This window comes from Pseudomonas imperatae, from assembly GCF_057128625.1.
Map to the genome: position 1 here is coordinate 44,767 of NZ_JBSKHP010000033.1, position 26,785 is coordinate 71,551.

The following is a 26,785-nucleotide window of genomic DNA, read 5'->3' on the forward strand; positions in this document are numbered from 1 at the left end:
CGGTACGGCGGCCTTGGTCAAGCCTGAAGATGGCAGCAATTTACAGCAGCCCGGCCTGGTTCATCAGCTCGACGGCCTTCTTGCTGTCGAGCTTGGAAACGTCCACCACCGGCGCGTCCAACTGCGCCAGCGGCACCAGTTTCGGGTTGGACGCCGCACCCTGGCCTACCGCGTACTCGAACGACTTGCCGTCCTTCAGGATGGCCTGGCCCTTGGGGCCGGTGATCCACTTGAGCAGCGCCTGGGCCTGCTCCTGGTGCTTGCTGGACGCCAGCACGCCGCCGCCCGACTGGCTGACGAACGCACCCGGGTCCTGGTGCTTGAAGTAGTGCAGTTCGGTGTTCTTGCTGTTCTCGCCGGTCTTGGCCTGGTCGACGAAGCTGTAGTAGTGGTAGATCACCCCACCTTCCGCCTGCCCGGCATTCACTGCCTTGAGCACCGCGCTGTTGCCGCGGTAGGCGGTGGCGTTGGCCTTCATGCCCTTGAGCCAGTCGAGGGTGGCGGCTTCGCCCTTGAGCGCCAGCACCGCGGCGACGATGGCCTGGAAGTCGGCGCCGGCCGGCGAGGCGGCCCAGCGGCCCTTCCAGGCCGGGGTGGCCAGGTCCATCAGCGAGGCGGGTAGTTGGTCGGCCTTGAGCTTGTCCTTGTTGTAGACGAACACCGTGGAGCGCGCGGCAATGGCCACCCACTTGCCCTGGGCCGGACGGTAGGGCGCGCCCACCTGTTCCAGGGTGGTAGGCGCCACGGGGGCGAACAGGCCGGCGTGCTGCACCAGCATCATGGCCGGCGAGTTCTCGGTCAGGAACACGTCGGCGGGCGAGGCCGCGCCTTCCTGCACCAGTTGGTTGGCCATCTCGGTGTCATCGCCGTTACGCAGGGTGACCTTGATGCCGGTGTCCTGGGTGAAGCCGGCGACCCAGGCCTTGGTCAGGGTCTCGTGTTGGGCGTTGTACACCACCAGGTCCGAGTCTTGCGCCAGGGCGTGGCTGGCACCGAACAGGGCGCAGACCAATACCGTGGTTTTCAGCAGGGGTAGGGACGACTTCATGACCGCGCTCCAGTGTTGTTCTTGTGTGAAAAAGGATAATTCAATACGAATCATTTGCATGACTATTCGTGCCGGACGGTAGTGCGGCGAATGACAAAAAATCGTCAAGGCGATGCTGGCGTTTCGTAAATGTATCGAGTTTGTTGCCAAATCCTGCGAGCAAAGTGCGGTAACGCCGGTCACAACTGACAAGGACGGCGTTCCCGTTCGCAACCCGGAGAAATGCTATGCACAGATACCTTGCCAAGCTGATGCTGGTCGCCGCGCTGATGTCGAGCCTGGGCGGCTGCTGGATTTTTGATCCCCATGGAGGCGGCGGTGGTCATGGCGGCGGCGGTGGCGGCCCGGGCATGAGTGGCCCTGGCGGCGGCGGGCCTGGTGGCGGCGGTGGCCCAGGTGGCAATGGCGGTGGCCCGGGCGGCGGCGCGCGCTGACCGGCACTTTTGCCCAGGCAAAAGAAAGCCCGCAACGAGGCGGGCTAAATGAATCATCACAAAGGAGTGGGTGTACTGTGCACCTTGCTTTGTGAAGGCGATGTGAAAAGCCGCCAAGGTGAAAATACTTTCATTACGGCGGCTTTTCTTGATCCCTGTAGCAGCGGCTGTTTCTGTGGGAGCTGGCTTGCCAGCGAGGTTTTGGGGCCTCAACAGCTCGCTGGCAAGCCAGCTCCCACAATGCCTGCTACGGGTTATTCGAACTGTGGCTGGAATTTTTTTACCGCCGCCAGGGCGCAGCCTTCGTCCTTGTCGCCGCCTGGTGCGCCGGACACGCCAAGCCCACCCAGCACCTGGCGATCGGCCTTGCGCAAGGTCACCCCACCCGGAATGAACAGCACCTGCGGCACGGTGTTCAACGCGCCGTTGGCCGGCCCGTCGAGCTTGGCGGCCAGCAGTTCGCTGATGGTGTCCTTGTCGAACGCCTGGCCGTAGGAGAAGGCGGTGTACGCCTTGCGGTAGGACACCGACAACGACTGCAGCGGCACGGTATCGCCCTTGATCACCGCTTGGGCGTGGCCGGACGGGTCGACCACCGTGGCGGTCACCGACCAGCCCTTGGCGGCGCAGGTCTGCACGGCCTCGGCGGCCAGTTGCTGGGCCACTTGCCAGGGCAGTTTCTGGCTGCTGACCAAGTGGCTGGGAGCGGCCTGGGCGCACAGCGCGGCCAGTGTCAGCGCCAGGGTGGCGCCGCTGCGCAGCAGGGGAGAGGTGGGCATGGCAGTTTCCTTTTCGAGGTTGATGAAAATCCTTTCACTCGCCGTGGCGAAAGCAGTTCCCAATACTGGCCTGGCGGCTGGAACCTTCACTGAGATCGGGTTTCAGACGCTATGACCAGGCCCGATGCTGTTGCTCGGGTTTTTTTCAGCATCGGCCTGAAACCGGTTTCAGTCAAATCCGGAGATGATGTGTGAAAACGTCCGCAAGCCTGTTGTTAACCGCGGGGCTGCTGCTGGGCAGTGCCCTGCCTGCCCTGGCACTGGCCGAAACCGTCGACCGCAGCGATATCCCCATCGGCTCCCTGGACGAGGTGGCTGCGTTCCAGGGCCTGGGCCCGTCCGGCATCGTCGTCACGCCGTCGGGGCGCACCTTCGTCGGCTTCCCGCGCCACGCCATCAACCACACCGGCATGACCCTGGGCGAGCTGGTGGGCGGCAAACTGGTGCCGTATCCCGACGCGGCCACCAGCCTGCCGTCCGACCGCAGCGACTCGCAGAAACTGATCTCCGTGCACGGCATGACCACCGACACCCAGGGCCGCCTGTGGCTGATCGACGACGGCAAGCGTGGCGGTATCGACGGCATCAAGCCCGGCGCCGCCAAGGTGGTGGGCATCGACCCGCAGACCAACAAGGTGTTCGCCTCGGTAGTGCTCAAGGACGCCCTGCGCCAGGACAGCCACATGAACGACCTGCGCATCGATCTCACCCATGGCGCCCAAGGCACCGCCTATGTGGCCGACTCGTCGTTTGGCGAAGCCCCGGCCATTGTCGTCGTCGACCTGGCCACCGGGCATCAGCGCCGGGTGCTCAGCAAAGACCCGTCGGTGCTGCCGCAACAGGACTTCGTCACCCAGCTGGACGGCGTGCCCATGCGCTACCAGGGCAAGGCCAGCGCCTTCCCCCACGGCGGCGTCGACAGCATCACCCTCAGCGCCGACAGCACCCGCCTGTATTACTCGCCGCTGACCAGCCGCCACCTGTGGAGCATTCCCACCGGCGCCCTGGCCAATTTCGACTACAGCGACAAGCAGCTCGCCGCGCAGATTCGTGACGAGGGCGAGAAGGTCATGACCGACGGCATCGCCACCGACGCCCAGAACCGTATTTACCTGACCGACTCCGAACACCGGCAGATCCTGCGCCGCTGGCCCGACGGTCACTTCGACGTGGTGCTGCGCGACCCGCGGCTGGTGTGGCCGGACGGCATCTTCGTGGCCGGCAACCAGGTCTACGTGACCTTGGGCCAGTGGGACCGCCTGGGCCAGCACAGCGACACCCGCAAGCCGCCCTACCTGCTGATTCGCACGCCCATCGACGGCACGCCGGTGTACGACGCGCAGCCGCAATGATTGCTCACTGACATGGAGGCACCCCCCGCAATGAACGCGATAAAACCCATGACCCTGGCGCTGCTGGCAGTCGCCTCTGTCGCTAACGCCCAGCCCGCCCCGGCGCCACAGGGCGAGTTGGTGGCCGCCCTGCGGAACACCGAGGCCAGCGGCATTGTCGTCACCCCCGGCGGCCGCACCTTCCTGACGCTGCCCCGGGCCGGCAGCAACCACACATTCCCCTCGGTGGTGGAACTGGTGAAGGGCAAGCAGGTGCCGTTCCCCGACCTTGCCACCACCACCGACACCGGCAAGCCGCTCACCGACTGGCTGGTGTCGCCCCTGGGGCTGACGCTGGCCGGCAATACCCTGTGGGTGCTGGACGAGGGCAAGCGCCCGGGCATCGACGGCATCCCCGACGGCTCGGCGAAGCTTGTGGGCATCGACATCACCAGCCGCAAGGTGCTCAAGACCATCGTCTTCCACAAGCCGTTCCTGCGCGACAGCGTGCAGCTCAACGACCTGCGCATCGACCCCGACCACGGCGCCCAGGGCACGGTGTACATCTCCAACAATGGTTTTTCCAGCCCCTCGGATTGTTCGCTGATCGTGGTGGACATCGCCACGGGCAAGATGCGCGAGCTGTTCCACAACCTGCCGCAGACCTCGCCGGCGCCCGGCTACATGACCTACGTCGAAGGCCAGCCCCACGCCTACAGCCTCGACCACCCGACCATGCCCCAGGGCGGGGTCAACGGCATCGAGCTGTCGCCGGACCACAAGAAGCTGTACTGGACCATTCCCACCAACCCCAACTACTACAGCATCGACACCGCCGCGCTCAGCGACTTCAACCGCCCTGAGGACGCGCTGGTCAAGGACATTCACTTCGAGGGCCAGGTTGCCTCCAACGGCGGCATCGCCGTGGACGCCAAGGGCACGCTGTACTTCGGCGACGCCTCGCGCTACTCCATCATCAGCCGCGACAACGCCGGGCAATTTGCGCTGGTGGGCCGCGACCCGCGGTTGATCTGGCCGGATGGCCTGTACTGGCAGGGCGGCTACCTGTACGTCACCGTGGGGCAGTGGCAGCGGGTGCCGGGGCTGCACGGCGGCAAGGACCTGCGCACCGCGCCGTACAACATCCTGCGGTTCAAGACGGCAATGTAAAAACTGCGTACCGGGCCTGTTACTCACTGGCTACCCGCCAGGCAGGCTCTATGCTGGACAGTGCGAAAGCGCAGGCGATAAGGTATTCGCCACGTCGGGGGCGAACATCGCCGCCCGGCGTTTTCGTCAATGCACGTCCCTCAAGGAGCCGACGGTGAGCTTGCACAGAGAACGGCTGATGGGCGTCGCCAGCGACGCTGCCCAGGACGGCCCTACGGGGGCGGTGGCGACGCTGCTGGCAACCGAGTGGGCCCAGGCCCTGCGGTTGCGGCAACCCTTGTCGTTGATCGTGGTGACCGTCGACCAGTTCCCGGCGTTCTGCCGCCAGCAGGGCCGCGAGCAGGGCGAGATGCACCTGGGCCACTTAGGCCAATTGCTCGACGCCATCGCCCGGCGGGCCCGCGACAGCGCCGGGCGCTGCTCAGCCGATGCGTTCATGCTGGTGCTGCCGGAAACCCCGGCAGACGGCGCCCAGGTGGTGGCCGAGCGCTGCCACCAGGCCATTCGCGCAGCCCAGGCCCAACACCCACTGACCGCCAGCATTGGCGCAGGCACGCTGATACCCCGCAGCGAGGCGGGGCATTCGGCGTTCTTCAATGCGGTGGCGCAGTTGTGCGACGAAGCCGCCCGGGCGGGCGGCGATCGCGTGGCAACGCGGCATTTCGGCCAGTCCTACAGCGGTGCGATGCGCGCCTGAAGATGGGGGAATCCGTTTCTACAGATCCACGTGGACGTGTGGGAGCTGGCTTGCCAGCGAGCTGTTGAGGCCCTAAAGCTCGCTGGCAAGCCAGCTCCCACAAAAAGACGCGATCAGTTAGGCGGGGCCGAAGCGCTGTCGCCGCCGCTGTCGCCACCATCATCATCGTCGTCATCGTCATCACTGGTGCCAGCGCCGCCGGAGGTGTCCTGCTTGCCGCTGTAGCCACCGCCACCGTTGTCGGTGCCGCCGCTGCGGCCAGGGTCGGCGCCTTGCGTACGCGGGTCGGCGCCAGGGCTGGACGGCGAGGCATCGGTGCCGTTGTTGATGGAAATGTCGGACGCCGCCAGGGCCACCGCCGAGGTGGCGGACAGCAGGCTGGCGACCGCCAGGGTAAGCAAGGTTTTCCTGAACATGGTGGCGCTCCCTCGATAAGGACGTTTCACCAGCTTAGGCAGGGGGCGGGGCGCCGTCGATCCAATGTTGCGACCGACGGCGATATTTCATCTTACCGGCGGTCGACCCACACGGTCTGGGCGTTGCAGAACTCGCGCAGGCCGAAGTGCGACAGCTCGCGGCCGAAACCGCTTTTCTTCACGCCGCCAATGGCCACGCGGGGGTCGGAGGCGCAGTAGCCGTTGATGAACACGCCGCCGGTGTCCAGCGCTGCGGCCAGGCGCTTGGCCAGCGCGACGTCGGCGGTCCAGACGCTGCCGGCCAGGCCGAACTCGCTGTCGTTGGCCAACTCAACCGCATGGGTGGCGTCGCGGCAGGCAATGATCGAGGCCACCGGGCCGAACAGCTCCTGCTTGAACGAGGTCATGTCCGGCGTCACGTCGCCCAGGATGGTCGGCGCGTAGTAGTTACCCACGCCTTCCACCTTGTGGCCGCCCAGCAGCAGGGTGGCGCCTTCGGCCAGGGTCTGTTGCACCTGGCCGTCCAGCTCGTCGCGCAGGTCGTAGCGGGCCATGGGGCCGATGTAGTTGCCTTCCACCAGCGGGTCGCCGACCTGCATGGCCTTGACCGCGGCCACCAGTTTCTCGGTAAAGACCGGCAGCACGCTGTCTTCGATGATGAAGCGCTTGGCGGCGATGCACACCTGGCCCACGTTCTGGAAGCGGCCGATTGCGGCGGCCTTCACGGCCTCGTCGAGGTCGGCGTCGGCCAGCACGATGAACGGGTCGGAGCCGCCCAGCTCCAGCACGCATTTCTTCAGTGCGGCACCGGCCTGGGAGGCGATGGCGGCGCCGGCGCGCACGCTGCCGGTGACAGTCACGGCGGCGATGCGCGGGTCATTGATGGCGCTGGAGACGCCGTCGTTGCCCACGTTCAGCACTTCGAACGCACCTTCCGGCACGCCGCCCTCGCGCAGGGCCTGGGCCAGCAGCAGCGCGCTGCCCATCACGTTCGGCGCGTGCTTGAGCACGTAGGTGTTGCCCGCCAGCAGGATCGGCACGGCGCCACGCAGCACCTGCCAGATGGGGAAGTTCCACGGCATCACGGCCAGGATCGGGCCAATCGGGCGGTATTCGATAAAGGCCTTGTCGCCCGGTACCTGGGTCGGCTCAGGCGCCAGCAGTTCCGGGCCGTGGCCGGCGTACCACTCGCACAGGCCGGCGCATTTTTCCACTTCGGCGCGGGCCTGCAGAATCGGCTTGCCCATTTCCAGGGTCATGCTGCGGGCCAGGGCCTCGCTGTTGTTGCGCAGGGCAGTGGCGACGTTGACCAGCACGGCGGCGCGGTCGGCCACCGATACCTGGCGCCACTGGCGGTAGGCGTCGGCGCTGCGGGCCAGGGCCTGGTCCAGCTGGGCAGCGGTCTGGAACGGGTAGCGCGCCAGTTCTTCACCGGTGGCCGGGTTCAGGGAAACGGCGTAGTCGATAACGGCGGGGGCATTCATGGCAAACCTCCAAGGCAGTAGATGAGCGTTACCTTATGCCCTTGATCGCTTCATGAATAATGAATAATAATAAGTGAAATGCTCACGAAACGAGAAAGCATCATGGACCTGACCCAGCTCGAACTGTTCAAGGCCGTCGCCGAGGAAGGCAGCATCACTGCCGCTGCCGCCAAGGTGCACCGGGTGCCGTCGAACCTGACCACGCGCATCAAGCAGCTGGAAAGCGAGTTGGGCGTGGACCTGTTCATCCGCGAGAAACTGCGCCTGCGGCTGTCGGCCAACGGCCACAGCTTCCTTGACTACACCCGGCGCATTCTCGACCTGGTGGACGAGGCCAGGCTGGCCGTGTCCAGCGGCGAGCCCCAGGGCGTGTTTACCCTGGGCTCGCTGGAAAGCACGGCGGCGGTGCGCATCCCGCCCTTGCTGGCGGCCTACCACCAGCGCTACCCCAAGGTGGAGCTGGACCTGTCCACCGGGCCCTCAGGCGACATGATCGACGGCGTGCTGGCCGGGCGTTTCGCTGCCGCGTTCGTCGACGGCCCGCTGCACCCGCTGCTCGACGGCATTTCGGTGTTCGAGGAAGAAATGCTGCTGGTCACCGCCAAGGGCCATGCGCCGGTGACCCGCGCCCTGGATGTCAGTGGCGAGACGGTGTACGCCTTCCGCGCCAACTGTTCGTACCGGCGGCACCTGGAGAGCTGGTTCATCGCCGACGGCGCCACGCCGGGGCGCATTTTCGAGATGGAGAGTTACCACGGCATGCTCGCCTGCGTCAGCGCCGGCGCCGGGCTGGCCATGGTGCCGCGCAGCATGCTGGAAAGCATGCCGGGCAGCAGCAACGTCAGCGCCTGGCCCCTGGGCGGTGAATACAGCTGGCGCCAGACCTGGCTGACCTGGCGCCGCGGCACGCGTTCGCCCAATTTGCTGGGCATGCAGGAGATGCTGGAGAGTCAGGCCTCGGCGGCCACGCGCCCGGCGTAGTCGCGAGCAAACTGCGCGGCGATGCGCCCTGAGCGCGAGCCGCGCTGGGTGGCCCAGCGCAGGGCTTCGACGTGGGCCTGGGCAAAGGCGTCCGCGGGCACCCCGCAGGCCGCCAGCCATTCGTTCACCGCGCCAAGGAACTCGTCCTGGGAGAAGGGGTAGAACGAGATCCACAGGCCGAAGCGCTCCGACAGCGAGATCTTTTCTTCCGACTCCTCGCCAGGGTGCAGGTCACCGTTTTCGCCGCGTTTCCAGTTGAGGTTGTCGCTGGCGCGCTCGGCCATCAGGTGGCGGCGGTTGGAGGTGGCGTAGATCAGCGTGTTGGCCGCCTGGCCAGCCACCGAGCCGTCGAGCACGGTCTTCAGGCTCTTGTAGCCGATGTCGCCTTCCTCGAAGGACAGGTCGTCGCAGAACAGGATGAAGCGCTCGGGGCGCCCGGTGGTGAAGTCGAGGATCTGCGGCAGGTCGCCGATGTGCGCCTTGTCCACCTCGATCAGGCGCAGCCCCTGGCCGTGGAAGCGCTCCAGGCAGGCCTTGACCAGCGATGACTTGCCGGTGCCACGGGCGCCGGTCAGCAGCACGTTGTTGGCCGGGCGGCCTTCAACGAACTGGCGGGTGTTCTGTTCGATCAGGCGCTTTTGTCGGTCGATGTTCTGCAGCGCGTCGAAACGGATCAGGCTGGGCTGCTTGACCGCCGCCAGCACCGGCTGTTCCACGCCGCGCACGCGCCGGTAGTGCCATTGGAAGGCGATGGCGTTGCTGTCGAACACCAGCGCCTGGTCGGGCGGAAAGGCGCGCTCCAGGCTGTTGGCGATGCGTTCGAGTTGGGCGAGCAGGGCAGAGCTGTCAACGGTCATGGACATGGTGGTATCACAGTGCAGGGATGGCTGGGCACAAGCTTAGGGATAGGGCAAAGTGTGCGTCTAACGATAAAAGGGCGCCTGCATGCGTAAAACGGACATTGTCGACCACGGCGAACCGACGGACGCGCGCGGCGTGGCTGCCGTGGCCCTGGACTTCGACGACGGCCACTGGGTGGCCACCCATCGCCACCACAACGCGCAGCTGCTCTACGCCACCCAAGGCGTGCTGGTGGTGGGCACCGCCGAGGGCCATTGGCTGGTGCCCAGCGACCGCGGGTTGTGGATACCGCCGGGGGTGGCGCACTGGACGCGCATGGTTGGTGCGGTGCGGGTGCGCACCCTGTACATCGAGCCTGCGCAGGTGCCCGCGCACCTGCCGGGCAGTTGCTGCGTGCTGGGGGTGCCGGCGCTGCTGCGCGAGCTGATCCTGGCGGCGGTGGCCATCCGCACCCCGCCGGCCGCGGATAGCCGCGATGGCCGGGTCATGGCGCTGATGCTCGATGAGCTGAACCAGCAGCAGCCGTTGCCGCTGCACCTGCCGCACCTGCGGCACCCGGCGTTGCAGCCGGTGAGCGAGCAGATTCTGCAGGGCCAGGGCCTGGAATTGGAACTCAACGACTGGGCCGGGCAGCTCGGCGTGAACCCCAAGACCTTGCAGCGCTGGTTCGTGCGCGACACCGGCATGACCTTCGGCAAATGGCGCCAGCAGGCGCGGCTGCTGACCGCCCTGCAGCGCCTGGCCCTGGGCCACAGCGTGCTGGAAGTGGCGCTGGAGGTCGGCTACAACACCCCCAGCGCTTTCAGCGCCATGTTCCGCCGGCAGTTCGGCCTGTCTCCCAGTGAGTGGTGACGGTAGCGGGTGATGCCGGATGCCGTTGCAGCAGCGGCCGCCAGGCAGCGTCCCAGGCGCCCCGATTCAAGCCAGGTAATCGCGCGCCGCTTCGAGGATTTCGTCCGACAACGGATGCCCCTCGGTCGCCCGCGCCAGGGTGATGGCGCCGACCATCAGGGTGAACTCCATCAACGCCGTGTGGCGACGTTGCTCGGGCTGTTCCTGGCCCATCACCGCTTCATAGTCGTCCAGCAGCGCGCCGACGCCGTCGGTGTAGGCCTGGCGCAGGGGGCTGCCCTCGGGCTCGCGGCACACATCGCCGGCAAAGCCGACGGTGGGGCAGCCGTCGCCGGGGGCGTCGCGGTTGCTGTCGGCCAGGTAATGGTCGATCAGCACCCGGCGCGCGCCCTTGCGGTCGCGGGTCGGTTCGGTGCGCTCGGCCCAGCGTTGCACCGACTGTTCGAAGGCCTGGCGGCAGGCTTGGGCGGCGAGGGCTTCCTTGGACTCGAAATGGCCATAGAAGCCACCGTGGGTGAGGCCGGCGGCGCTCATCACGTCGGCCACGCTCAGGCCCTTGAGGCCGCGCTCGCGGAACAGGCGGGTGGCCACCTGCAGGATGATTTCACGGTTGCGTTCGGTTTGTTGGCGGGATACGCGGGGCATGATGATCTCGGCGTTGCTTGAACAGATAAGGGGCAGGTCATTGTTCGCGGGCGCGGCGCGCCGCGTAGGCCAGCAGGTGCGTGTAGGCCAGACGCAGCACGGAGCGGTCCGGGGTCTCGACGTCTTCAGCCGGGCGCCGGCGCAGCAGGTCCCCCAGCACATGATCGGCCTCGGTGCCGTCGCCGCGCTCGACGTCGCGCAGCATCGAGGCGGTCAGCGCCGAGCCGGGCTCGGTCAGCACCTGCAGGAACGCCTCGCGCACCGGCTCGCGCGGCGGGTAGCCGGCGCGTCGGGCAATGGCCGAGCATTCCTCGAACAGGTCGCAGATCAGGTCTTCGCCGCCTGCGGCCACCACGTCGCCGACGCTGGCGCGCATCAGGCAGGTGATGCCGCCGCCGGTGGCGATGAACAGCCATTTCTCCCACATTTCCTGGGTGATGTCCGGGCTCAACTGGGCGGCAAAGCCGGCGTTGTCCAGCGCCTCGAACGCCGCCTGCACACGAGCGCCGTCCTGGCCCACGCGCGCACCGAACGCCAGGTCGTCGCGCTGGTTGAAGTGCACGATGGTGCCGTCGGCACGCTTGTCCAGCGACACGAAGCACTTGCCGCCCAGCACCTTGTCGGCACCGAAACGGGCGTCCAGCAGCTCCAGGTGGCGCATGCCGTTGAGCAGCGGCAGTATCAGGGTATCGGGGCCCACCGCCGGTGCGATGTCGGCCATCACGGCGTCCAGTTGCCCGGCCTTGCAGCTGAGCAGAATCAACGCGAACGGGCGGTCGATGTCCCGTGCCTGCACCCACGGCACCCGGGGCAGGTCAATGTCGCCCAGCGGGCTGCGCACGCGCAGGCCGTGCTCATCCAGTTGCTGGCCGCGCGCCGCGCGCACCAGGAAGGTGACGTCGCGCCCGGCCGCCAGCAGGCGCCCGCCAAAATAGCCGCCGACGGCACCGGCCCCCACGATCAAAATCCGCATGATCTAGTTACTCCTTTTCATTGAGGTCCAGGTGTAGGCATTAAAGCCCCCATAAAATATAGGCCGATCACCCTCGTTCGAATAGAGTGTGATCGACCTTTATTTTTTTGCCAGCGACGGGAACTTATGCCGGTCGCCAATTCACCCCTTCGATGCCAAATTTTTCTGCCAGCGGCTTGCTGGTCTTTTTCACTCGTTCGCGGCCGAAGCGGCCAATGCGGCCCACCCCGGCGTCACAACTTGCCCAATGCCACGCCTCACCGTTGTCCATGGTGTGCGCGCGGATGATGAACGATTTCGGTACGCCATGAAGCGTGTAGTCAATGACGTAGAGTTTTGCGCTGTTCATAAAACTGAAGTTCCTCCCTGTGACAGTTTTAGTGAGTCCAGGGTGGGGAAAAAATTCAGTCGGATTGTTGGACAGCCGGTCTATTCGCCACTGACCGTCCAGTGCACCGCGTCCTTGGGAAACACCACCTGCTCCAGGCGGTGGGCGATGCCGCAGGTCAGCGAGTCGTCGGCGGCGATGACCTTCTCTTCGGCCGACAGGCATTTGAAGATATCCAGTTTCTGCTCGGCGTCTGCGGTCTCGTCCTTGAAGATGGTCACGTAGCGCTCCAGGTCGTTGTTGAGGCTGGAGAGGTACTCGCGCAGGCGCGAATGGTCCACCGAATTCTGGCTGAAGTACCAGTTCATGGGGTGGATGAGGAAACGTGATTGTGGCGCGGCAATGCGCTCGGTGCCGGCCAGGTAGACGATGATGCCCATGGACTCGATGTTGCCGGAGTTGATGGTGCGCACCGGGATGCCCAGGGACTTGATGAACGTGTAGATGGTAAAACCGAAGTTGGTGCTGCCGCCCGAGGACGACATGTTCAGCCACAGCGACTCGGCGCCGGCCTTCAGCGCTTCAAGGCAGCGGTCACGCAGGCGTTCGTGGGTACTCTGGTCGATCTGGCAATGGAAATGAACAATGTGCTGGCTCACCGTCATGTCCTTGTCGTTGCGGGGTATGCAGGCCGGGGACGCTGCCCCGGCCCTGACTCAGCGATTAGCTGCGGCCGCCACCGTGGCTGCCTTGACCGCCTTTTTTGCTGCTATCGGGAGTTGCTTTGCTCCGGTCGTTTGGCATTTTGCCTGCAGTCGAGCCGGAAGATGCCTGTCCGCCTTTTTTGCCGGCTTCGGAGGCTTTTTCACGATCATTGGAGAAGTTTCCTGGGTTCGACTTGCCTGTGTTAGCCATGATTCTCTTCCTCTGTTTTATCGGATGTGCAAGGCCAGTGGCCCTGCATTAACTGTGAAAGGCAAAGCCGATAAAAGTTTATTGATTATAGAAAGGCGAGACGGGCGGTCTTAGTGTTTTTGGCTTGAATATTTAGTGCCAAAACGACTGTCGCGCCGCCCGTCTCCTGCATGGGCTGTCAGCACAGGCAGAACAACGCCACCTGCGGCTCATCGCTGATCCACTGGTGGCACACGCGCCAGCCGCCTAGCGCGGCCATCTCGGTGAAAGACTCGACGGTGAACTTGTGCGAGTTCTCGGTGTGCAGGCGCTCGCCCTCGGCAAAGTGGAAGGCCTGGCCGGCCACTTGCACCACTTGTTCGCGCTGGCTCACCAGGTGCATTTCCATGCGCTGCAACTCGGCGTTCCACAGCGCCAGGTGGCGGAAGTCGTCGATCACGAAGTTGCCGTTCAGCTCACGGTTCATGCGCTTGAGCAGGTTGAGGTTGAACGCCGCGGTGACGCCGGCGGCATCGTCATAGGCGGCTTCCAGGATGGCCGGCGCCTTGACCATGTCCACGCCGACGATGAACCAGGCGTTGCGCCCCAGCAGCGTGTGCGCCGAACGCAGGAACTGCACCGCTTGCGGGCGGGTGAAGTTGCCGATGGTGGAGCCTGGGAAGAAGCCCACCCGCGGCTTGCCCTTCACCGCCTCCGGCAGGTGCAGGGCGCGGGTGAAGTCGTCCACCTGGGGCGCTATTTGCAGCTGCGGGTAGCGATCGCGCAGGTGGCTGGCGGCGTTGTCCAGGGCGTCCTGGCAGATGTCGATGGGCACGTAGACGCTGACCTGGGGCGCGGCGTCCAGCACCAGGCGGATCTTGTCGCAGGCACCGCTGCCGAACTCCACCAGCGCCGCGCCCTCGGGAATCACCGCACCGATCTGCGCCGCCACGTCGGTGAGCAGCCGGGTTTCGGCGCGCGTGGGGTAATACTCGGGGGTGGTGCAGATGGCCTCGAACAGCTGCGAGCCGGCGGCGTCGTAGAAGTACTTGGGCGACAGGCTCTTGTGTGGCGCCGACAGGCCGGCGATCACGTCGCGGGCGAACTCGCTGTTGTGCAGACCGTCCTGGCACACGTCGCGGGCCAGGCGCAGGCCGCAGAACATCCAGCGCAGGCCGGGGGTGAAGAAGTTGCGGTAGCTGGGGCGGCAGTGCTCGGGGCTGGTGATGCTGGCGCCCCCGCGCAGCACCATCTGGTTGACCATGAACTTGCCGTTGTACTCACCCACCGCCGAGGGCGCCGGGTGGAAGCCGGGGTAGGGGCAGTAGGCGCTCTGGGTCCATTGCCAGGCCACGTCATCCACCTGCTCGAGCAGGCCGGTGGTGGCCGCCAGCTCCCATTCGGCCTCGGTGGGCAGGCGCGCCTCGGCCCAGGTGGCGAAGGCGCAGGCCTCGTAGTAGCTGATGTGGGTGACGGGGGCATCGGGGTCCACGGGCACCAGGCCAGCCAGGGTCATCACTTGCCAGTGCTCGCCGTCCCGTTGCCAATACAACGGTGCCTGCCAGTCCTGCTCGCGGGCCACGGCCCAGCCGTCGGACAGCCACAGGCCCACCGTGGCATAGCCGCCGGCGGCCATGAAGCGCAGCCATTGGCCGTTGGTCACCAGCCGGTCGCTGATCTCGAACGGCGCCAGGTACGCCTTGTGGCGCGGGCCTTCGTTGTCGAAGGCGAAGCCGTCGCCGTCGTGGCCGATGTCCACCAGGCCACCGTCCAGCGCCTTGAACTGGCCTTCGCGGCCGCCGGCATCGGCCGGCCAGGCCGGGTCGTAGGCAGGCTTGAGGGCCGAGAGGCTGAACAGGTGCAGGATATCCATCAGCAGCAGTTCCTGGTGCTGCTGCTCATGGGCCAGGCCCAGGTCCACCAGGGCCAGGGTGGCGGCGTCCAGGTCCATGGCCAGCAGGCTGCCCATGTGCAGGTCGACGTATTGCCGGTAGGCCATCACCTGGTCCAGCGCCGGGCGCGTCATCAGCCCGCGCTGGGGCCGCGGCTGGCGCGGCCCCACGGCCTCGTAGTAGGAGTTGAACAGGTACACGAAGCTGGGATCGAACGGCCGGTATTCGGGCAGGTTGGGCACCAGCAGGAAGGTCTCGAAGAACCAGGTGATGTGCGCCAGGTGCCACTTGGTGGGGCTGGCGTCGGGCATCGACTGGGCCACCATGTCCTCCGGGGTCAGGGGGCTGGCCAGGCGCTCGCTATGGCGGCGCACCTGGCGGTAGCGCTGCAGCCGCTCATCGGCCAGGGTGGGCAGGGTTTCCAGTGCGTGGCGTGGCATCAGGTTCATCAGTCAAGGCTCCGCGGCTGCGTCGATGGCGACGTGAGTTGGCGAGGTGACTGCCCGGCAAGCGGCCTACAGGCCCAGGGCATCGAGGGTCTTGGGGTCGGGCTGGCCGTCGAAAAAGGCGTCCAGCACCTGGTTGAACGGGCTGGGGTCGTCGGCAGCGTTGGCAAACAGGGTCATGCACGAGCGTAGCTTGAGGTCATCGGGCGGGGCGAAGATCTGCCCGACCGCTCGTCCTTTCAGCGCTGCCACGGCGGCGCTGGCCTGCAGCAGGCGCGGGCCCAGCAGCGGATGCTGCAGGTAGGCCAGCGCCTCGCCGGCGCCGCTGATGGCGAACTGGCGGGCCATGTCGGTGCGGCCCAGGCCCTGGATCTGCGGGAATATGAACCACATCCAGTGGGTGCGCTTCTGGCCGCCCTGCAGTTCGTGCAGGGCCTGCTCGAACACCGGGCGCTGGGCTTCGACGAAACGCTGGAGGTTGTAGGTGTCCATGGGGTTCACCGCGCAAGGGGCAGGTGTTCAGATGACCGTGGCAGTGGCGGTGAGTTCTAAATAGTTCGACGTGGGGCCCAGGACGCCGCCTTCGGCAGCTGCTACGTAGCAGCTGCCGCAGGCTGCGTCAGGCCACGCCGCGATTACAGCGAAGGGCGCTGCGGCCGCTCATGCACCAACGCCAAAGTTGCGTCCAGCAGCTTCACCATCTCGTCGATGTCCTGGCGCATGTCCATGTGCTGGCGCGCCTCGTCGTGCAATTCCAGGCGCAGTTTGAGCCGCGACAGCGGCGTGCGCAGGTCGTGGGACACCGCGCCCAGCAGGTAGCCGCGCTGGCGCAGTTGCTCGCGGATGCGCCACTGCATGCGGTTGAAGGTCTGGGTGGCCTGCCGGGCTTCCAGCAGGCCGTACTCCAGCACCGGCAGCGGCGGGCTGTCGAGGTCGTCGCTCAGGCGCTCGGCAGCGGCGCTGAAGTGGCGGATGGGCCGCGACAACAGCTTGGAGCAGTACCAGGCCGCCACCACCAGGGTGCTGATCTGAATCACCAGCGGCACGATCGGCCCGTCGAAGGGCGTGCGCGGCGGGGGCGGCGGCAACGGCTCGTCCAGGTCCAGCTCGCGCAGCTCCATGGCGTGGAAGCGCGCGTCCTCCTGCTGCTTGCCATAGGCCTGGAACCACACGAACGCCAGGCAATGGGCGAGCACGATAGCAATCACCGAAATACCAAACAGGCGGGCAAACAGGGAGTTGGCGAAGCGCGGCAGACGAAAGCTGGACATGCGGGGGCTCTTGGGCCGGATAGATCCGAGCAGCCAGCATCGCGCCCGGTTGTGTCGCGTTGATTTCACGAATGTATCGGTGAGTGCGGCAGAAAACGGCCACTTGCCGCCGGCGTCCCTGTGCAGTGGGCATCTGGGCCATCAAGGTTGCGAATGAAGCGGCCAGTGCAGCGTGCGGCAACGGCGACGGGGCTTGCAGCCTGGCAGGTGTGGCAAACTGCCACGCCGAAAACCCCTCGCATTTGCGACCGTTGCTCAGCTAAGTCTTTGCTTCTCAAGCACAATCCCGGACAATCGCCCCCCCTTTTATGGCCGGGGCGCTGCCTGCTTCATGTTTCATCCCGTCTCGGCCACGTATGAATAACCGGCAAGCGGAGATTCGACCGGATGAATGAACAGGCCAACAGCCTCGACCAACACTATGCGGCGCCACAAGCGACGCTGAGCCGTTGGAACCGTCACGACACAACCTGGATGCTGGGCCTGTTCGGCACGGCTATCGGCGCCGGAACCCTGTTCCTGCCGATCAATGCAGGCCTTGGCGGTTTCTGGCCCCTGCTGATCCTGGCCTTGCTGGCCTTCCCGATGACGTTCTACGCCCACCGCGGCCTCACTCGTTTCGTGCTGTCGGGGCGTGAGGGCGCCGACATCACCGACGTGGTGGAGGAGCATTTCGGCGCCAAGGCCGGTGCGCTGATCACCCTGCTGTATTTCTTCGCCATCTTCCCCATCCTGCTGATCTACAGCGTGGCGCTGACCAACACCGTGGGCAGCTTCATCGAACATCAGCTGCACATGCAGCCACCACCGCGTGCGCTGCTGGCGCTGGTGCTGATCGTCGGCCTGCTGGCCGTGGTGCGCTGCGGCGAGCGCTTCATCGTCAAGGCCATGAGCCTGATGGTGTACCCCTTCATTGTCGCGCTGTTGCTGCTGGCGCTGTTCCTGGTGCCGCACTGGACCGGTGGCATCCTCACCACCGCCAGCAACGTGCCGGAGCCGTCGGCGTTCCTGCACACCCTGTGGCTGGCGATTCCGGTGATGGTGTTCTCGTTCAACCATTCGCCGATCATCTCGGCCTTTGCCGTTGACCAGAAGCGCCGCTACGGCGCCAACGCCGAACAGCGCAGCTCGCAGATCCTGGCGCGCGCCCACGGCCTGATGGTGGTGATGGTGCTGTTCTTCGTGTTCAGCTGCGTGCTGACCCTGTCGCCCGAGCAACTGGCGGAAGCCAAGGCGCAGAACCTGTCGATCCTGTCGTACCTGGCCAACCACTTCAGCAACCCAACCATCGCCTTCGCCGCGCCGTTGATTGCCTTCGTGGCCATTGCCAAGTCGTTCCTGGGCCACTACATCGGCGCCAGCGAAGGCCTCAAGGGCCTGATCGTCAAGAGTGGCCGCCGCCCGGCCGCGAAGACCATGGACCGCGTGGTCGCCGCCTTCATGCTGGTGGTGTGCTGGCTGGTGGCAACCCTGAACCCGAGCATCCTGGGCATGATCGAGACCCTGGGTGGCCCGGTGATCGCCGCCATCCTGTTCCTGATGCCGATGTACGCCATCCGCCGCGTGCCGGCCATGCGCCAATACGCCGGCAAGCTGTCGAACCTGTTCGTGGTGATTGTCGGCCTGGTGGCCATCTCGGCGCTGGTCTACACCCTCTAAGCGCACACCCACCCGTAGCAGCCGCCGAAGGCTGCGTCCAGCCGTGACGCGGCCTGGCGGCCGCTGCTACGGGCGAGTGGGTTAGCGCAGCTGCAGCAGCCACCCTGGCTGCCGCAGCCCATCAAACAACCTTCCGTAGTCCGGGTGCAACCGCGCCGGGGTGCGCGTGCGCCGGTATTCACCGGGCGCCACGCCCAGGTATTTGCGGAACGCCCGCGCCAGCTGCTGGCCGTCGCCCAGGCCGCCACGGCGGGCGATCTTGTCCACTGGCAGGTCGCTGTCCAGCAGCGCCTGGCGCGCCATGTCCAGCCGCAACAGCACCAGCAACCCGTAGGGGGAACAGCCGCAGTCCTGGCGCAGCAGCCGGCGCAGGGTGCGCTCGCTGGTGTGCAGGTGGGCGGCTGCCTGGGCGATGTTCAGCGGTTGGTCCAGCCGCGGCAGCCACCAGCGGCACAGGCGCAGGGCAGGGCCGTCGCGGGCGGGGCGCTGGCTGTCATCCGCGCCGGGAGGGCAGGGCTGGCCGCGCACGGCGGCGCAGTGGTCGCGCAACAGCAGCAGGGCCATGTCACTGGCGCTCATGCGCTCGCTGGTGGTGTAGAACGGGCCGTCGATCTGCAGGCTGCCGCGGTGCTGCACCTGCAACGTCGGGTAGCGCTGCCCCAGCAGGGCAACCAGGGCGCTGTGGGTGGTGACCTGGCGCCCCTCCAGCAGCCGCGCCGCCGCCAGCCAGAACACCCCCGCGCCCAGCGCCACCACCCGCCGCGCGCGCGGCTGCACCTGGCGCAGCCACTGCAGCAGCGGCGCTGGCGGGCTGTCCAGGGCCTGGGCCGGGCCGTGGGCGATGATCAACGTGTCGGGTGCCGGCGGCAACTGTGCGTCCAGCGCCTGGGTCTGCACGCTGACCCAGGGCATGCCCGGCGAGCGCAGCGGCGCGCCATCCAGTGAGTACACCCGCGCCCGCAGACTGGCGCCGCGGCGCAGGCTGCAGCAGGGCCGCAGGTCCAGGGCGTGCAGGGTTTCCAGCAGCTTGATCACGTCCCCCACGTAGCAGCCCGGGTAGCTGAGGATGGCGATTTCGCGCACCACGGCGAGGCTGGCGCCAGGCGCGTTCGCACGCGGCGCGGGGGAAGGGGAGTGGGTGATGGTGTGCAAAAAAATCAAGCCCCGGCCAACTGTGCCGTTAATACCTTCAAGGCAGAAATATTTTCTGCGGCCGCGAAGAAATGTGGCCATTGGCTGTCATCTACGGGTCGCGCTTTTGGCGCTGACACGGGATATTGGCGCGCCGTCAAAACATAGACGTCAAAATATAGTCAGTTAGCTATAGAGGGTCAAGCCTTAAAGCTATGCATCTTGAGAGTTCAACCGCATGAAAATGGAGCCGTCGGCCGGCGCTACCTCCCTGGTGGATGCCAAAGGATTGACAGTGATCGAGGCCACGGGCGTGTCCCTGGACGGCCTGGGTCAGAGAATCTCCGATATAGCTGAATCGCTAGGGGGCAAGCGCAACCTGGCGCGCCAGTCCGGCGTGCACGAGACCCAGCTGTACAAATACATTCGTGGCGGCAGTGCCCCCAGCCTTGCGGTGTGCGTGGCCATGGCGCGGGCGGCGGGGGTGAGCCTGGACTGGCTGATCGCCGGCCAGGCGCCGCTGCCTGCCAGCAACGACCACAGCGTGCTGGTGCAGCGCTACCCGGCGCAAGCCTGCGCCGCCGGCTTGCCGTGGCCGGGCAGCGTGGCGGCCATCGAACCTTTGGCCCTGGGCCGGGTCGAACTGCAGCAGCGCGGGCTGGCCGAACACCGCCTGCTGGCGGTGCAGGTGCCGCGTGGCCAGGGCTGCGCGCCGCTGGGCGAAGGCGGCACGGTGCTGATCGACCGGGGTGCGCCGGGGCTGGCCGGCGATGGCCTGTACCTGCTGGAACTGGGCGGCGTGGTGCGGGTGCAGCGCGTGCAGTTCCAGTGCGACGGCTCGCTCATGCTGCTGGCCATCAGCGAGCAATTCCGCGACCAGCACCTGCCGCAGAAACGCCAGGCGGAACTGAGCGTCATCGGCCGCGTGGTGTGGATCTGCAGCTGGCAAGGCTGAATTGGCCGGATCTGCCGCGCTTGTGGCCGGATGTGCAACGGTTTGGCCGCCCCTGCAAAGGGCTCGACACGTAAGCTGAAAAAGGTCACCAGGCGGCATTCCAGACGCTTGGGACCCACACACTTACGCAACGCTTTTTGCAGGAAACTCCCCTAATGTTCGACTCCAAGTTCCTCAAGGCCGGCGCCGTCGCCCTGATCGGCCTGGGCATCGCCTTTGCCAACAGCGCCAACGCCTCCACCGCCACCGCCGACATGAGCGTCAGCGCCACCGTGGTCGCCTCCTGCTCGGTGTCCGCCGGCGCCCTCGCGTTCGGTTCCTACTCGGGCACCGCCGTCACCTCCAGCGCCGCCCTGTCGGTGACCTGCACCAACGACGCGCCTTACACCATCGCCCTGGGCGCGGGCAGCGGCACCGACGCCACCACCTCGGCACGCCTGCTGACCAACGCCTCGGACAGCAGCTCCACCCTGAGCTACGGCCTGTACCAGGACAGCAGCTACGCCACCAGCTGGGGCGACACCACCGGCACCGACACCCTGGCGGGCACCGGCACGGGCGCGGCGCAGGCCATCACCGTGTACGGCAAGATCGCTGCCGACCAGCTGACCGCCAGCACCGGCTCCTACTCCGACACCGTGGTTGTCACCGTCAACTACTGAGCCGTCGGCGAGCCCCTCATGAACCCTGTCACACGCCTTTCCATGGCCTGTGCACTGGCCGGCCTGTGCGCGCTTGCGCCGCAGGCCCGGGCCCAGGCACTGAACATCATCCCCATCGCCCAGGCGCTGGACGCCGGCCAGCACACGGCCAGCTTCACCCTCAGCAACCGCAGCACCCGCCCCACCCGCGTGCAGGTGCGCAGCTTCCAGTGGACCCAGGCGGGCAACACCGACGTGCTGGCGCCCACCCAGGCGCTGCTGGTCAGCCCGCCGTTCGCCAGCATCGCCCCCGGCCAGTCGCAGACCATCCGCATTCTGCTGCGCGGGCCGGCCACTGACGCCGAGCAGGCCTACCGCGTAGTGTTCGACCAACTGCCCGACCCCGACCCCAGCCAGGTCGCCCTGGCGTTCCGCCTGACCGTGCCGGTGTTCGCCAGCCCAGCGGCGCGGGCCAAGGCCGACGTGCGCTGGCGCGCCGTGGAGGACCACGGCCAGTGGTACCTGCTGGCGCACAACGCCGGCCAGGCCCACGCGCAGTTGGCCAACCTGACCCTGGCAGCCGCCGACGGCCACGCGCTGACGCTCAGCCGCCCGGCGTTGCCTTATTTGCTGGCTGGCCAGGATGGCCGCTGGCTGATCAAGGCCCCGGCCCAGGCGCTGCAGGCCGGTGCGCGCCTGCACCTGACCACCAGCGGCCGCGGCAGCGCAATGGACAGCTGGCTGACCCTTGACCAGGGCCGTTGAACCCGCCGCCCTACCGGTGCCTGCTGCTGATGCTGGCACTGGCCAGCCCCCTGCCGGCCCACGCCGACACCCTGCTGCTGGAAGTGCTGGTGAACGGCCGCAGCCGCGCCGCCGCCCAGGAAGTGGACGAGCAGGCCGGGCGCCTGCTGGTGGCCGCCGACCAGTTGGCGGCGCTGGGTATCCGCACGCCGGCCCACGCTGAAGCGCAGGTCGACCTGACCCGGCTGCCCGGCGGCCATTGCCGTTACGACCAGGCCGCCCAGCGCCTCTACCTGGACCTGCCCGACCGCGACCTGGTGGCCCAGGAACTGCGCCACGACCCCGCGCGCCCCGACGCCAGTGGCCTGCGCAGCGACCCGGCGGCGGTGCTCAACTACGACACCCAGTACACCCGCGCCAGCGGCCAGGCCAGCACCAGCACCCTGGCCAGCCTGCGCCTGCTGGGCGGCCCCGGCGTGCTGGAAACCAGCAGCCTGCAGACCCGCAGCCCGACCCTGGACAGCACGGTGCGGCTGGACACCACCTGGAGCCTGGCCGACCTCGATCACCTGCGCAGCTGGAAGGTCGGCGACGTGGTCAACGGCGGCCTCGGCTGGACCCGCCCGGTGCGCCTGGCCGGGGTGCAGATGGCCACCAACTTCGGCCTGCGTCCGGACCTGGTTACCTACCCGCGCCCCGGCATCAGTTCCAGCGTGGCGGTGCCGTCGTCGGTGGACATCTACGTCAACGGCCTGCACCAGCTCAGCGGCCAGGTCGAGCCCGGCCCCTTCGAGGCCAGCCAACTGCCGGTGGCCACGGGCAGCGGCGACATCGCCGTGGTGGTCAAGGACGCCAGCGGCCGGCAGACCACCCAGACCCTGCCGTTCTACACCAGCAGCCTGCTGCTCAGCCCCGGCCTGGACGCGGTGTCAGTGGAAGCCGGCAGCGTGCGCAAACACTACGCCAGCCAGTCCGCCGACTACGCCCAGGGCGCGGCGTCGTTCAGTTGGCGGCACGGCGCCAGCGACCACCTGACCTGGGAAAGCCACCTGGAAGCCAGCGACACCCTGGCCATGGGCGGGGCAGGGCTGGACTGGCTGCTGGGCCAGGTGGGCGTGCTCAACCTGTCCCTGGCTGGCAGCCAGTACCAGGGCCACGCCGGCCAGCAGTATGGCGTCGGCTTCAGCCATGCCAGCCGCGTGTTCAACGCAGGGTTCAGCGTGCTGCGCGCCGACCACGCCTTCAACGACCTGGCCTCGGCCAACGGTGACGACCGCCCCGGCACCAGCCTGCGCGCCAACCTGGGCTGGTCGCTGCCGGGCCTGGGCTCCCTGGGCGTGGTGTTCACAAAAAAACGCGTGAACATCTACGACGACGCCACCCTGACCTCGAGCAGCGTGCAGACCACGGCGCTGTCGGTGACCTATTCGCGGCCGCTGCCCTGGGGCGCCTACGGCTCGATCACCGCCTTGCACGACTACACCGGCACCACCGGCAACGGCCTGTTCCTGGGCCTGTCGATACCCTTCGGCGACGGTGCCACCTTGAGCGCCAGCAGCAACCGCAGCGGCAACAGCAGCTACCAGACCGTGCAGGCCGAGCGCCCGGCGGTGGAGCGTGGCGACCTGGGCTGGCGGGTGTCCCGCGAGACCGGCGACCTGGACCGCGACGACCTGGCCCTGAGCTACAAATCGCCCTACGGACTGGTCAGCGGCGAGACCGAGCGCACCGGCGCCAGCACCGACTGGCGCGCTGGCGCCCAGGGCGCGGTAACCCTGCTGGGCGGCCACCTGTTCGCCTCCAACACCATCGATGACGCCTTCGCCCTGGTGGACACCGACGGCCTCGCCAACGTCACCGTGCGCCAGGAAAACCGCGACCTGGGCCGCACCGACCACAACGGCCTGCTGTTCGTCGACCAGCTGCGCGCCTTCGAGGACAACCACCTGTCCATCGAGCCGGGCGACGTGCCGCTGGACGTCGAACTGGGCACCGACCAGTTGCACCTGACCCCCGGCGACCGCAGCGCCGTGCGCGCGCACTTTGCCGTGCACCGCAGCCAGAGCGTCACCCTGCACCTGCGCGATAGCCGCCAGCAGCCGCTGCCCGTGGGCGCCACCGCCACCCTGCAAGGCAGCGGCGAGCAGGCGCTGGTCGGGTACGACGGCGAGGTGTTTTTCCAGCAGGTGGCCGCCCACGACCAGGTGCGCGTGCAGGCACCCGGCCGCCCGGCCTGCAGCGCCACCTTCGACTACCAGGCCGAGCCGGGGCGCATCCCCGACATCGGCCCCCTGACCTGCCATTGAGGACCCCATGCCATGCGCCATCTGTTATTGCTGGTGTTGTTACCCCTGAGCCCCGCCGCCCTGGCCTACAGCTGTTCAGTGGCGTCGACGCCACTGCTGTTCGGCAGCGTCGCCGGCATCGCCGAGCAGAGCCACGCCAGCACCGCCAGCGTCACGGTCACCTGCGAGGCTGGCGCCAGCGCCGCCAGCGTCGGCTACAGCCTGTACATCGACACCGACGGCAGCACCAGCCAGAGCTTGCGCAACGGCAGCGGCACGGCCCAGTATCAGCTGTACACGGCCAACGGCCGGCAGCCGATCCTGGCCAGCCAGGCGTTCGCCAGCGCCAGCTACACCCTGGCCGCCCACGCCAGCGCCAGCCGCACCTACACGGTGTACGCGCGCATGCAGCCGGGCCGCCAGGGCTCACCCGGCACCTACCAGGCGGTGAACGCCATCCGGTTGGTGTACTGATGTTCAGGAGGCTTTTCATGACCCCGCGCAGGCCGGTGTACCTGGCCGGTTTCGATGTGTTCCGCCGCGATGCGGTAGCCCGAGGGCAGTACCTCAAGGCCCTGTGCGCCGACCAGGGCCTGGACGGCCTTTACCCCTTCGACAACGACCTGCCCGCAGGGCTCGCGGGGGTGGCGGCGGCGCGCTGGATCTGCACGCAGAACATCGACATGATCCGCCGTTGCGACGCGGTGCTGGCTAATCTCAATGTGTTCCGCGGCCAGGAGCCCGACTCCGGCACGGCCTTCGAAGTGGGCCTGGCGGTGGCCCTGGGCAAGCCGGTGTGGGCCTATTTCGACCCCGACCACAGCCTGCGCGAACAGGTGCCCCACGACGTCCAGGGCTATGATGCCCAGGGGTTCGCGGTGGAAGATTTCAACCTGCCGCGCAATTTGATGCTGGCGGCCAGCTGGGCAGGGTACAGTGCAACGGTCGAACAGGCGGTTGGCGATTTGCGCCGGCACCTGGCATCGGCACCTTGAGGAGACACACGGCAATGGACGAAGTCCGGCAATTGGGCGAAATGCTCAAGCAATACGCCCTGAGTGAAGAGCACAAGAAGCAGCTGTTCGAGACCCAGTGCAGCCACTGGACCCAGGGCATCAACGCCCTCTACGAGCGCATCGAGCAATGGCTGCAGCCGCTGCGTGAAGAGGGCCTGGTGGAGATCAGCCGCGAGCCCTACCTGGCCGCCAACGCCAGCTTCCCGGCGCCGCTGTCGCCGTTCGCCAGCCATAAATTGAGCATCACCCTGGCGCTGCGCAGCGTTGAGTTTGTGCCCGAGGTGATGGGCGCCAAGGGCGTGATCTCGCTGGCGGTGATGGGGCTTACCTCGGACCGCTACGGCAGCATCAGCCTGGTGTGCACACCGCCGTCCGCCGACTGGCAGTGGCGCAAGGACCGGGGCGCCAAGGAAGCCGAGACCCACGCGCTGACCGCCGACTACCTGGCGCAGCAGCTGCAGGCGCTGATCCCTCGGCCGCATCGGGACTGACGCCAGCATGTTCGACCGCTACCCCGTGCAGGCCTGCGCCGACGACTATGTTCACGGAGAGGTCATCGCCCCCCATTGCCACGCGCAGATCCAGTTCATCCACGCCATCAGCGGGGTGATGCGCGTCACCACCGCCCAAGGCAGCTGGGTGGTGCCGCCGGGCCATGGGCTGTGGGTGCCGGCGGCGGTGGAACACGACATTCGCATGACCGGCGAGGTGCGCATGCGCACGCTGTTCATCGACCCCGCGGCGCTGGGCTTCGCGGTGCCTGCGTGCCAGGTGGTGCAGGTGACGGCGCTGGTGCGCGAGCTGATCCTGGCCGCCATCGGCAGCCTCGGCCAGGCCCAGCGCGAGGGGCGCGACCACTGCCTGCTGGGCCTGTTGTTCGCCGAGTTGCAGGTGGCGCCACCGCTGGCCGCCCACGTGCGCCTGCCCAGCCAGCCACGGCTCAAGGCCTTGTGCGAAGCCTTCGTCGCCGACCCGTCGCGCGAGTCCTGCCTGCAGGACTGGGCCGACCAGAGCAGCATGAGCTCGCGCACCCTGGCGCGGCTGTTCCAGCGCGAACTGGGCATGACCTTCGGCGAATGGCGCACCCGTACCCGGCTGATCCTCAGCCTGCAGCGCCTGGCCTCGGGCAAGTCCATCCTCGAAGTGGCGCTGGAGCACGGCTACCAGAGCCCCAGCGCGTTCAGCGCCATGTTCAAGCGCGAGCTGGGGCATGCGCCGAGTCATTACCAGCCTGCCTGACCTGCCGCCGGCGTAGCCGCTGCCGCCAGGCTGCGCTGGCCATTACGTACGCCGCGTATTGCCTTGATGCAGGATTGCCGGTTACGGCGCTCTGTTGTTTTTGTATTTTAAATACCCCAGTGCGATATTTGGTTTCAATATGTTACTCAACTATTGTTACTTGTTTTCGCCTATTGCGGCTTGTAACTCGTAAAGTCTATGGGCGTTATCTGTAGGAAATATCAACTCGTTCTGTGGGATGTCTCTCTAGTGACGGCGTAGGGTAGTAATTACCGCCATCCTGCCCTACTTTTTTGCTGCGCATTCATCAAGCGTTGGCTCTGTCATTTGGCCCGCCTGGTGTGGGGTTTTGCCCGCATTTCGAGCGGCGTAACAGATACACAGTTGAACACTTTAATAATTGCATCCGCTCTAGCCGGTGTGCAGCAATTCCTGTTCGTGAACCCATGTATAGGTCGACGCTTTTTATATGCGTGTGTGCCCGTATCTGCTGCGCCGAAGTATTCGAAAACTGCATCCGCACTGCAATTCACTTGCCCCAGGAGGCCTGACCATGGCTGAAGCCCCCCGCATCCTCTTCGACCACACCCGCCACCGCCTCAGCATCAGCCAA

General features: G+C 66.8%; 28 protein-coding genes and 1 pseudogene. 15 read left to right on the forward strand and 14 right to left on the reverse strand.

Going from position 1 to position 26,785, the window contains the following annotated elements:
- Window positions 1-40: 40 nt before the first annotated feature.
- Complete coding sequence (locus tag ACWKWX_RS28900; protein ID WP_483829540.1) at window positions 41-1,048, reverse strand: iron ABC transporter substrate-binding protein; 1,008 nt, start codon at window positions 1,046-1,048, stop codon at window positions 41-43.
- A 227-nt stretch (window positions 1,049-1,275) separates the two neighbouring features.
- On the opposite strand from ACWKWX_RS28900, the gene ACWKWX_RS28905 reads away from it, so the two are divergent.
- Entirely contained in the window at window positions 1,276-1,482 is a 207-nt protein-coding gene (locus ACWKWX_RS28905) for a hypothetical protein (RefSeq protein ID WP_416425532.1), read from the forward strand.
- A gap of 254 nt (window positions 1,483-1,736) precedes the next feature.
- On the opposite strand, the gene ACWKWX_RS28910 is transcribed toward ACWKWX_RS28905, so the two are convergent.
- Entirely contained in the window at window positions 1,737-2,261 is a 525-nt protein-coding gene (locus tag ACWKWX_RS28910; RefSeq protein WP_416425531.1) for a GlcG/HbpS family heme-binding protein, read from the reverse strand.
- A 191-nt stretch (window positions 2,262-2,452) separates the two neighbouring features.
- Here ACWKWX_RS28910 and ACWKWX_RS28915 point away from each other — a divergent pair, with 191 nt between their 5' ends.
- The 3 genes from ACWKWX_RS28915 to ACWKWX_RS28925 all read left to right on the forward strand — a co-directional run bounded on the left by ACWKWX_RS28915 (window position 2,453) and on the right by ACWKWX_RS28925 (window position 5,459).
- On the forward strand, window positions 2,453-3,613 hold the full coding sequence (locus ACWKWX_RS28915) for an SMP-30/gluconolactonase/LRE family protein (RefSeq protein WP_483829541.1): 1,161 nt from the start codon (window positions 2,453-2,455) through the stop codon (window positions 3,611-3,613).
- A gap of 30 nt (window positions 3,614-3,643) precedes the next feature.
- Window positions 3,644-4,762, forward strand: coding sequence for an L-dopachrome tautomerase-related protein (locus ACWKWX_RS28920; RefSeq protein WP_483829542.1), 1,119 nt, complete (start codon window positions 3,644-3,646; stop codon window positions 4,760-4,762).
- A gap of 154 nt (window positions 4,763-4,916) precedes the next feature.
- Entirely contained in the window at window positions 4,917-5,459 is a 543-nt protein-coding gene (locus ACWKWX_RS28925; protein WP_483829543.1) for a GGDEF domain-containing protein, read from the forward strand.
- A 113-nt stretch (window positions 5,460-5,572) separates the two neighbouring features.
- Here the strand turns inward: ACWKWX_RS28925 and ACWKWX_RS28930 are convergent, their stop codons facing one another.
- Together ACWKWX_RS28930 and ACWKWX_RS28935 are read right to left on the reverse strand one after the other, a co-directional pair.
- On the reverse strand, window positions 5,573-5,875 hold the full coding sequence (locus ACWKWX_RS28930) for a hypothetical protein (protein ID WP_416425527.1): 303 nt from the start codon (window positions 5,873-5,875) through the stop codon (window positions 5,573-5,575).
- 92 nt (window positions 5,876-5,967) lie between these two features.
- The gene (locus ACWKWX_RS28935) at window positions 5,968-7,359 is read right to left on the reverse strand and encodes an aldehyde dehydrogenase family protein (RefSeq protein ID WP_483829544.1); all 1,392 of its coding nucleotides are present in this window, start codon (window positions 7,357-7,359) and stop codon (window positions 5,968-5,970) included.
- A gap of 102 nt (window positions 7,360-7,461) precedes the next feature.
- Between ACWKWX_RS28935 and ptrR the strand changes: the two genes are divergently transcribed.
- Entirely contained in the window at window positions 7,462-8,340 is an 879-nt protein-coding gene (ptrR, locus tag ACWKWX_RS28940) for a putrescine utilization regulator PtrR (RefSeq protein WP_416425525.1), read from the forward strand.
- On the opposite strand, the gene ACWKWX_RS28945 is transcribed toward ptrR, so the two are convergent.
- Window positions 8,310-9,203, reverse strand: coding sequence for an ATP-binding protein (locus ACWKWX_RS28945; protein WP_483829545.1), 894 nt, complete (start codon window positions 9,201-9,203; stop codon window positions 8,310-8,312). The genes ptrR and ACWKWX_RS28945 overlap by 31 nt on opposite strands.
- 82 nt (window positions 9,204-9,285) lie before the next feature.
- On the opposite strand from ACWKWX_RS28945, the gene ACWKWX_RS28950 reads away from it, so the two are divergent.
- Window positions 9,286-10,053: an AraC family transcriptional regulator gene (locus ACWKWX_RS28950; RefSeq protein ID WP_483829546.1), complete on the forward strand. Its 768-nt coding sequence runs from the start codon at window positions 9,286-9,288 to the stop codon at window positions 10,051-10,053.
- Window positions 10,054-10,119: 66 nt separating this feature from the next.
- Here the strand turns inward: ACWKWX_RS28950 and ACWKWX_RS28955 are convergent, their stop codons facing one another.
- The 8 genes and pseudogenes from ACWKWX_RS28955 to ACWKWX_RS28990 form a co-directional block, all read right to left on the reverse strand.
- A complete protein-coding gene (locus tag ACWKWX_RS28955) occupies window positions 10,120-10,698 on the reverse strand; it encodes a TetR/AcrR family transcriptional regulator (protein ID WP_483829547.1) in 579 nt (192 codons plus the stop codon).
- A gap of 37 nt (window positions 10,699-10,735) precedes the next feature.
- The gene (gene panE / locus ACWKWX_RS28960) at window positions 10,736-11,671 is read right to left on the reverse strand and encodes a 2-dehydropantoate 2-reductase (RefSeq protein ID WP_473003470.1); all 936 of its coding nucleotides are present in this window, start codon (window positions 11,669-11,671) and stop codon (window positions 10,736-10,738) included.
- 124 nt (window positions 11,672-11,795) lie between these two features.
- The gene (locus ACWKWX_RS28965) at window positions 11,796-12,020 is read right to left on the reverse strand and encodes a DUF6555 family protein (RefSeq protein WP_416425519.1); all 225 of its coding nucleotides are present in this window, start codon (window positions 12,018-12,020) and stop codon (window positions 11,796-11,798) included.
- An 80-nt stretch (window positions 12,021-12,100) separates the two neighbouring features.
- The gene (locus ACWKWX_RS28970) at window positions 12,101-12,658 is read right to left on the reverse strand and encodes an ATP-dependent Clp protease proteolytic subunit (RefSeq protein ID WP_416425518.1); all 558 of its coding nucleotides are present in this window, start codon (window positions 12,656-12,658) and stop codon (window positions 12,101-12,103) included.
- A gap of 64 nt (window positions 12,659-12,722) precedes the next feature.
- A complete protein-coding gene (locus ACWKWX_RS28975; RefSeq protein ID WP_268140763.1) occupies window positions 12,723-12,914 on the reverse strand; it encodes a con-10 family general stress protein in 192 nt (63 codons plus the stop codon).
- Window positions 12,915-13,092: 178 nt separating this feature from the next.
- A complete protein-coding gene (gene egtB, locus ACWKWX_RS28980; RefSeq protein ID WP_483829548.1) occupies window positions 13,093-15,234 on the reverse strand; it encodes an ergothioneine biosynthesis protein EgtB in 2,142 nt (713 codons plus the stop codon).
- A gap of 66 nt (window positions 15,235-15,300) precedes the next feature.
- The gene (locus ACWKWX_RS28985) at window positions 15,301-15,723 is read right to left on the reverse strand and encodes a DUF1810 domain-containing protein (protein ID WP_483829549.1); all 423 of its coding nucleotides are present in this window, start codon (window positions 15,721-15,723) and stop codon (window positions 15,301-15,303) included.
- A gap of 164 nt (window positions 15,724-15,887) precedes the next feature.
- Window positions 15,888-16,502 (reverse strand): annotated as a pseudogene (locus tag ACWKWX_RS28990) (histidine kinase dimerization/phospho-acceptor domain-containing protein); the annotation flags it as partial.
- A gap of 387 nt (window positions 16,503-16,889) precedes the next feature.
- On the opposite strand from ACWKWX_RS28990, the gene ACWKWX_RS28995 reads away from it, so the two are divergent.
- Window positions 16,890-18,161 (forward strand): serine/threonine transporter, encoded by a 1,272-nt coding sequence (locus tag ACWKWX_RS28995; protein WP_476297580.1) that lies wholly within the window; start codon window positions 16,890-16,892, stop codon window positions 18,159-18,161.
- An 81-nt stretch (window positions 18,162-18,242) separates the two neighbouring features.
- On the opposite strand, the gene ACWKWX_RS29000 is transcribed toward ACWKWX_RS28995, so the two are convergent.
- Window positions 18,243-19,322 (reverse strand): GlxA family transcriptional regulator, encoded by a 1,080-nt coding sequence (locus tag ACWKWX_RS29000; protein ID WP_483829550.1) that lies wholly within the window; start codon window positions 19,320-19,322, stop codon window positions 18,243-18,245.
- A gap of 208 nt (window positions 19,323-19,530) precedes the next feature.
- On the opposite strand from ACWKWX_RS29000, the gene ACWKWX_RS29005 reads away from it, so the two are divergent.
- The 8 genes from ACWKWX_RS29005 (at window position 19,531) to ACWKWX_RS29040 (ending at window position 26,172) form a co-directional block, all read left to right on the forward strand.
- Window positions 19,531-20,247: a LexA family transcriptional regulator gene (locus ACWKWX_RS29005; protein ID WP_483829551.1), complete on the forward strand. Its 717-nt coding sequence runs from the start codon at window positions 19,531-19,533 to the stop codon at window positions 20,245-20,247.
- A gap of 155 nt (window positions 20,248-20,402) precedes the next feature.
- On the forward strand, window positions 20,403-20,909 hold the full coding sequence (locus ACWKWX_RS29010; RefSeq protein ID WP_416425511.1) for a Csu type fimbrial protein: 507 nt from the start codon (window positions 20,403-20,405) through the stop codon (window positions 20,907-20,909).
- Between the two features lie 18 nt (window positions 20,910-20,927).
- Window positions 20,928-21,653, forward strand: a complete 726-nt coding sequence (locus tag ACWKWX_RS29015; RefSeq protein ID WP_483829552.1) for a fimbrial biogenesis chaperone — start codon at window positions 20,928-20,930, stop codon at window positions 21,651-21,653.
- Window positions 21,650-23,938 carry a fimbria/pilus outer membrane usher protein gene (locus ACWKWX_RS29020; RefSeq protein ID WP_483829553.1) on the forward strand — a complete coding sequence of 763 codons (2,289 nt, stop codon included), beginning with the start codon at window positions 21,650-21,652 and terminating at the stop codon, window positions 23,936-23,938. Before ACWKWX_RS29015 ends, ACWKWX_RS29020 begins: the two co-directional genes overlap by 4 nt.
- A gap of 12 nt (window positions 23,939-23,950) precedes the next feature.
- Window positions 23,951-24,391 carry a spore coat protein U domain-containing protein gene (locus tag ACWKWX_RS29025; protein ID WP_416425508.1) on the forward strand — a complete coding sequence of 147 codons (441 nt, stop codon included), beginning with the start codon at window positions 23,951-23,953 and terminating at the stop codon, window positions 24,389-24,391.
- Between the two features lie 17 nt (window positions 24,392-24,408).
- On the forward strand, window positions 24,409-24,912 hold the full coding sequence (locus ACWKWX_RS29030) for a nucleoside 2-deoxyribosyltransferase (RefSeq protein ID WP_473003457.1): 504 nt from the start codon (window positions 24,409-24,411) through the stop codon (window positions 24,910-24,912).
- 14 nt (window positions 24,913-24,926) lie between these two features.
- The gene (locus ACWKWX_RS29035; protein WP_416425506.1) at window positions 24,927-25,424 is read left to right on the forward strand and encodes a hypothetical protein; all 498 of its coding nucleotides are present in this window, start codon (window positions 24,927-24,929) and stop codon (window positions 25,422-25,424) included.
- A gap of 7 nt (window positions 25,425-25,431) precedes the next feature.
- On the forward strand, window positions 25,432-26,172 hold the full coding sequence (locus tag ACWKWX_RS29040; RefSeq protein WP_416425505.1) for an AraC family transcriptional regulator: 741 nt from the start codon (window positions 25,432-25,434) through the stop codon (window positions 26,170-26,172).
- Window positions 26,173-26,785 lie beyond the last annotated feature (613 nt).

What these genes read in the sequence shown, in the direction of transcription:
- ACWKWX_RS29010 (WP_416425511.1), top strand. Translation starts at nt 20,403, where the DNA reads ATGTTCGACTCCAAGTTCCTCAAGGCCGGCGCCGTCGCCCTGATCGGC.
- ACWKWX_RS28955 (WP_483829547.1), bottom strand. Translation starts at nt 10,698, where the DNA reads ATGCCCCGCGTATCCCGCCAACAAACCGAACGCAACCGTGAAATCATC.
- ACWKWX_RS28900 (WP_483829540.1), bottom strand. Translation starts at nt 1,048, where the DNA reads ATGAAGTCGTCCCTACCCCTGCTGAAAACCACGGTATTGGTCTGCGCC.
- ptrR (WP_416425525.1), top strand. Translation starts at nt 7,462, where the DNA reads ATGGACCTGACCCAGCTCGAACTGTTCAAGGCCGTCGCCGAGGAAGGC.
- ACWKWX_RS28965 (WP_416425519.1), bottom strand. Translation starts at nt 12,020, where the DNA reads ATGAACAGCGCAAAACTCTACGTCATTGACTACACGCTTCATGGCGTA.
- ACWKWX_RS28910 (WP_416425531.1), bottom strand. Translation starts at nt 2,261, where the DNA reads ATGCCCACCTCTCCCCTGCTGCGCAGCGGCGCCACCCTGGCGCTGACA.
- ACWKWX_RS28945 (WP_483829545.1), bottom strand. Translation starts at nt 9,203, where the DNA reads ATGTCCATGACCGTTGACAGCTCTGCCCTGCTCGCCCAACTCGAACGC.
- egtB (WP_483829548.1), bottom strand. Translation starts at nt 15,234, where the DNA reads ATGAACCTGATGCCACGCCACGCACTGGAAACCCTGCCCACCCTGGCC.
- ACWKWX_RS28985 (WP_483829549.1), bottom strand. Translation starts at nt 15,723, where the DNA reads ATGGACACCTACAACCTCCAGCGTTTCGTCGAAGCCCAGCGCCCGGTG.
- ACWKWX_RS28930 (WP_416425527.1), bottom strand. Translation starts at nt 5,875, where the DNA reads ATGTTCAGGAAAACCTTGCTTACCCTGGCGGTCGCCAGCCTGCTGTCC.
- ACWKWX_RS28920 (WP_483829542.1), top strand. Translation starts at nt 3,644, where the DNA reads ATGAACGCGATAAAACCCATGACCCTGGCGCTGCTGGCAGTCGCCTCT.
- ACWKWX_RS29025 (WP_416425508.1), top strand. Translation starts at nt 23,951, where the DNA reads ATGCGCCATCTGTTATTGCTGGTGTTGTTACCCCTGAGCCCCGCCGCC.
- ACWKWX_RS29015 (WP_483829552.1), top strand. Translation starts at nt 20,928, where the DNA reads ATGAACCCTGTCACACGCCTTTCCATGGCCTGTGCACTGGCCGGCCTG.
- ACWKWX_RS29040 (WP_416425505.1), top strand. Translation starts at nt 25,432, where the DNA reads ATGTTCGACCGCTACCCCGTGCAGGCCTGCGCCGACGACTATGTTCAC.
- panE (WP_473003470.1), bottom strand. Translation starts at nt 11,671, where the DNA reads ATGCGGATTTTGATCGTGGGGGCCGGTGCCGTCGGCGGCTATTTTGGC.
- ACWKWX_RS28905 (WP_416425532.1), top strand. Translation starts at nt 1,276, where the DNA reads ATGCACAGATACCTTGCCAAGCTGATGCTGGTCGCCGCGCTGATGTCG.
- ACWKWX_RS29005 (WP_483829551.1), top strand. Translation starts at nt 19,531, where the DNA reads ATGAAAATGGAGCCGTCGGCCGGCGCTACCTCCCTGGTGGATGCCAAA.
- ACWKWX_RS28950 (WP_483829546.1), top strand. Translation starts at nt 9,286, where the DNA reads ATGCGTAAAACGGACATTGTCGACCACGGCGAACCGACGGACGCGCGC.
- ACWKWX_RS29035 (WP_416425506.1), top strand. Translation starts at nt 24,927, where the DNA reads ATGGACGAAGTCCGGCAATTGGGCGAAATGCTCAAGCAATACGCCCTG.
- ACWKWX_RS28995 (WP_476297580.1), top strand. Translation starts at nt 16,890, where the DNA reads ATGAATGAACAGGCCAACAGCCTCGACCAACACTATGCGGCGCCACAA.
- ACWKWX_RS28935 (WP_483829544.1), bottom strand. Translation starts at nt 7,359, where the DNA reads ATGAATGCCCCCGCCGTTATCGACTACGCCGTTTCCCTGAACCCGGCC.
- ACWKWX_RS29030 (WP_473003457.1), top strand. Translation starts at nt 24,409, where the DNA reads ATGACCCCGCGCAGGCCGGTGTACCTGGCCGGTTTCGATGTGTTCCGC.
- ACWKWX_RS28975 (WP_268140763.1), bottom strand. Translation starts at nt 12,914, where the DNA reads ATGGCTAACACAGGCAAGTCGAACCCAGGAAACTTCTCCAATGATCGT.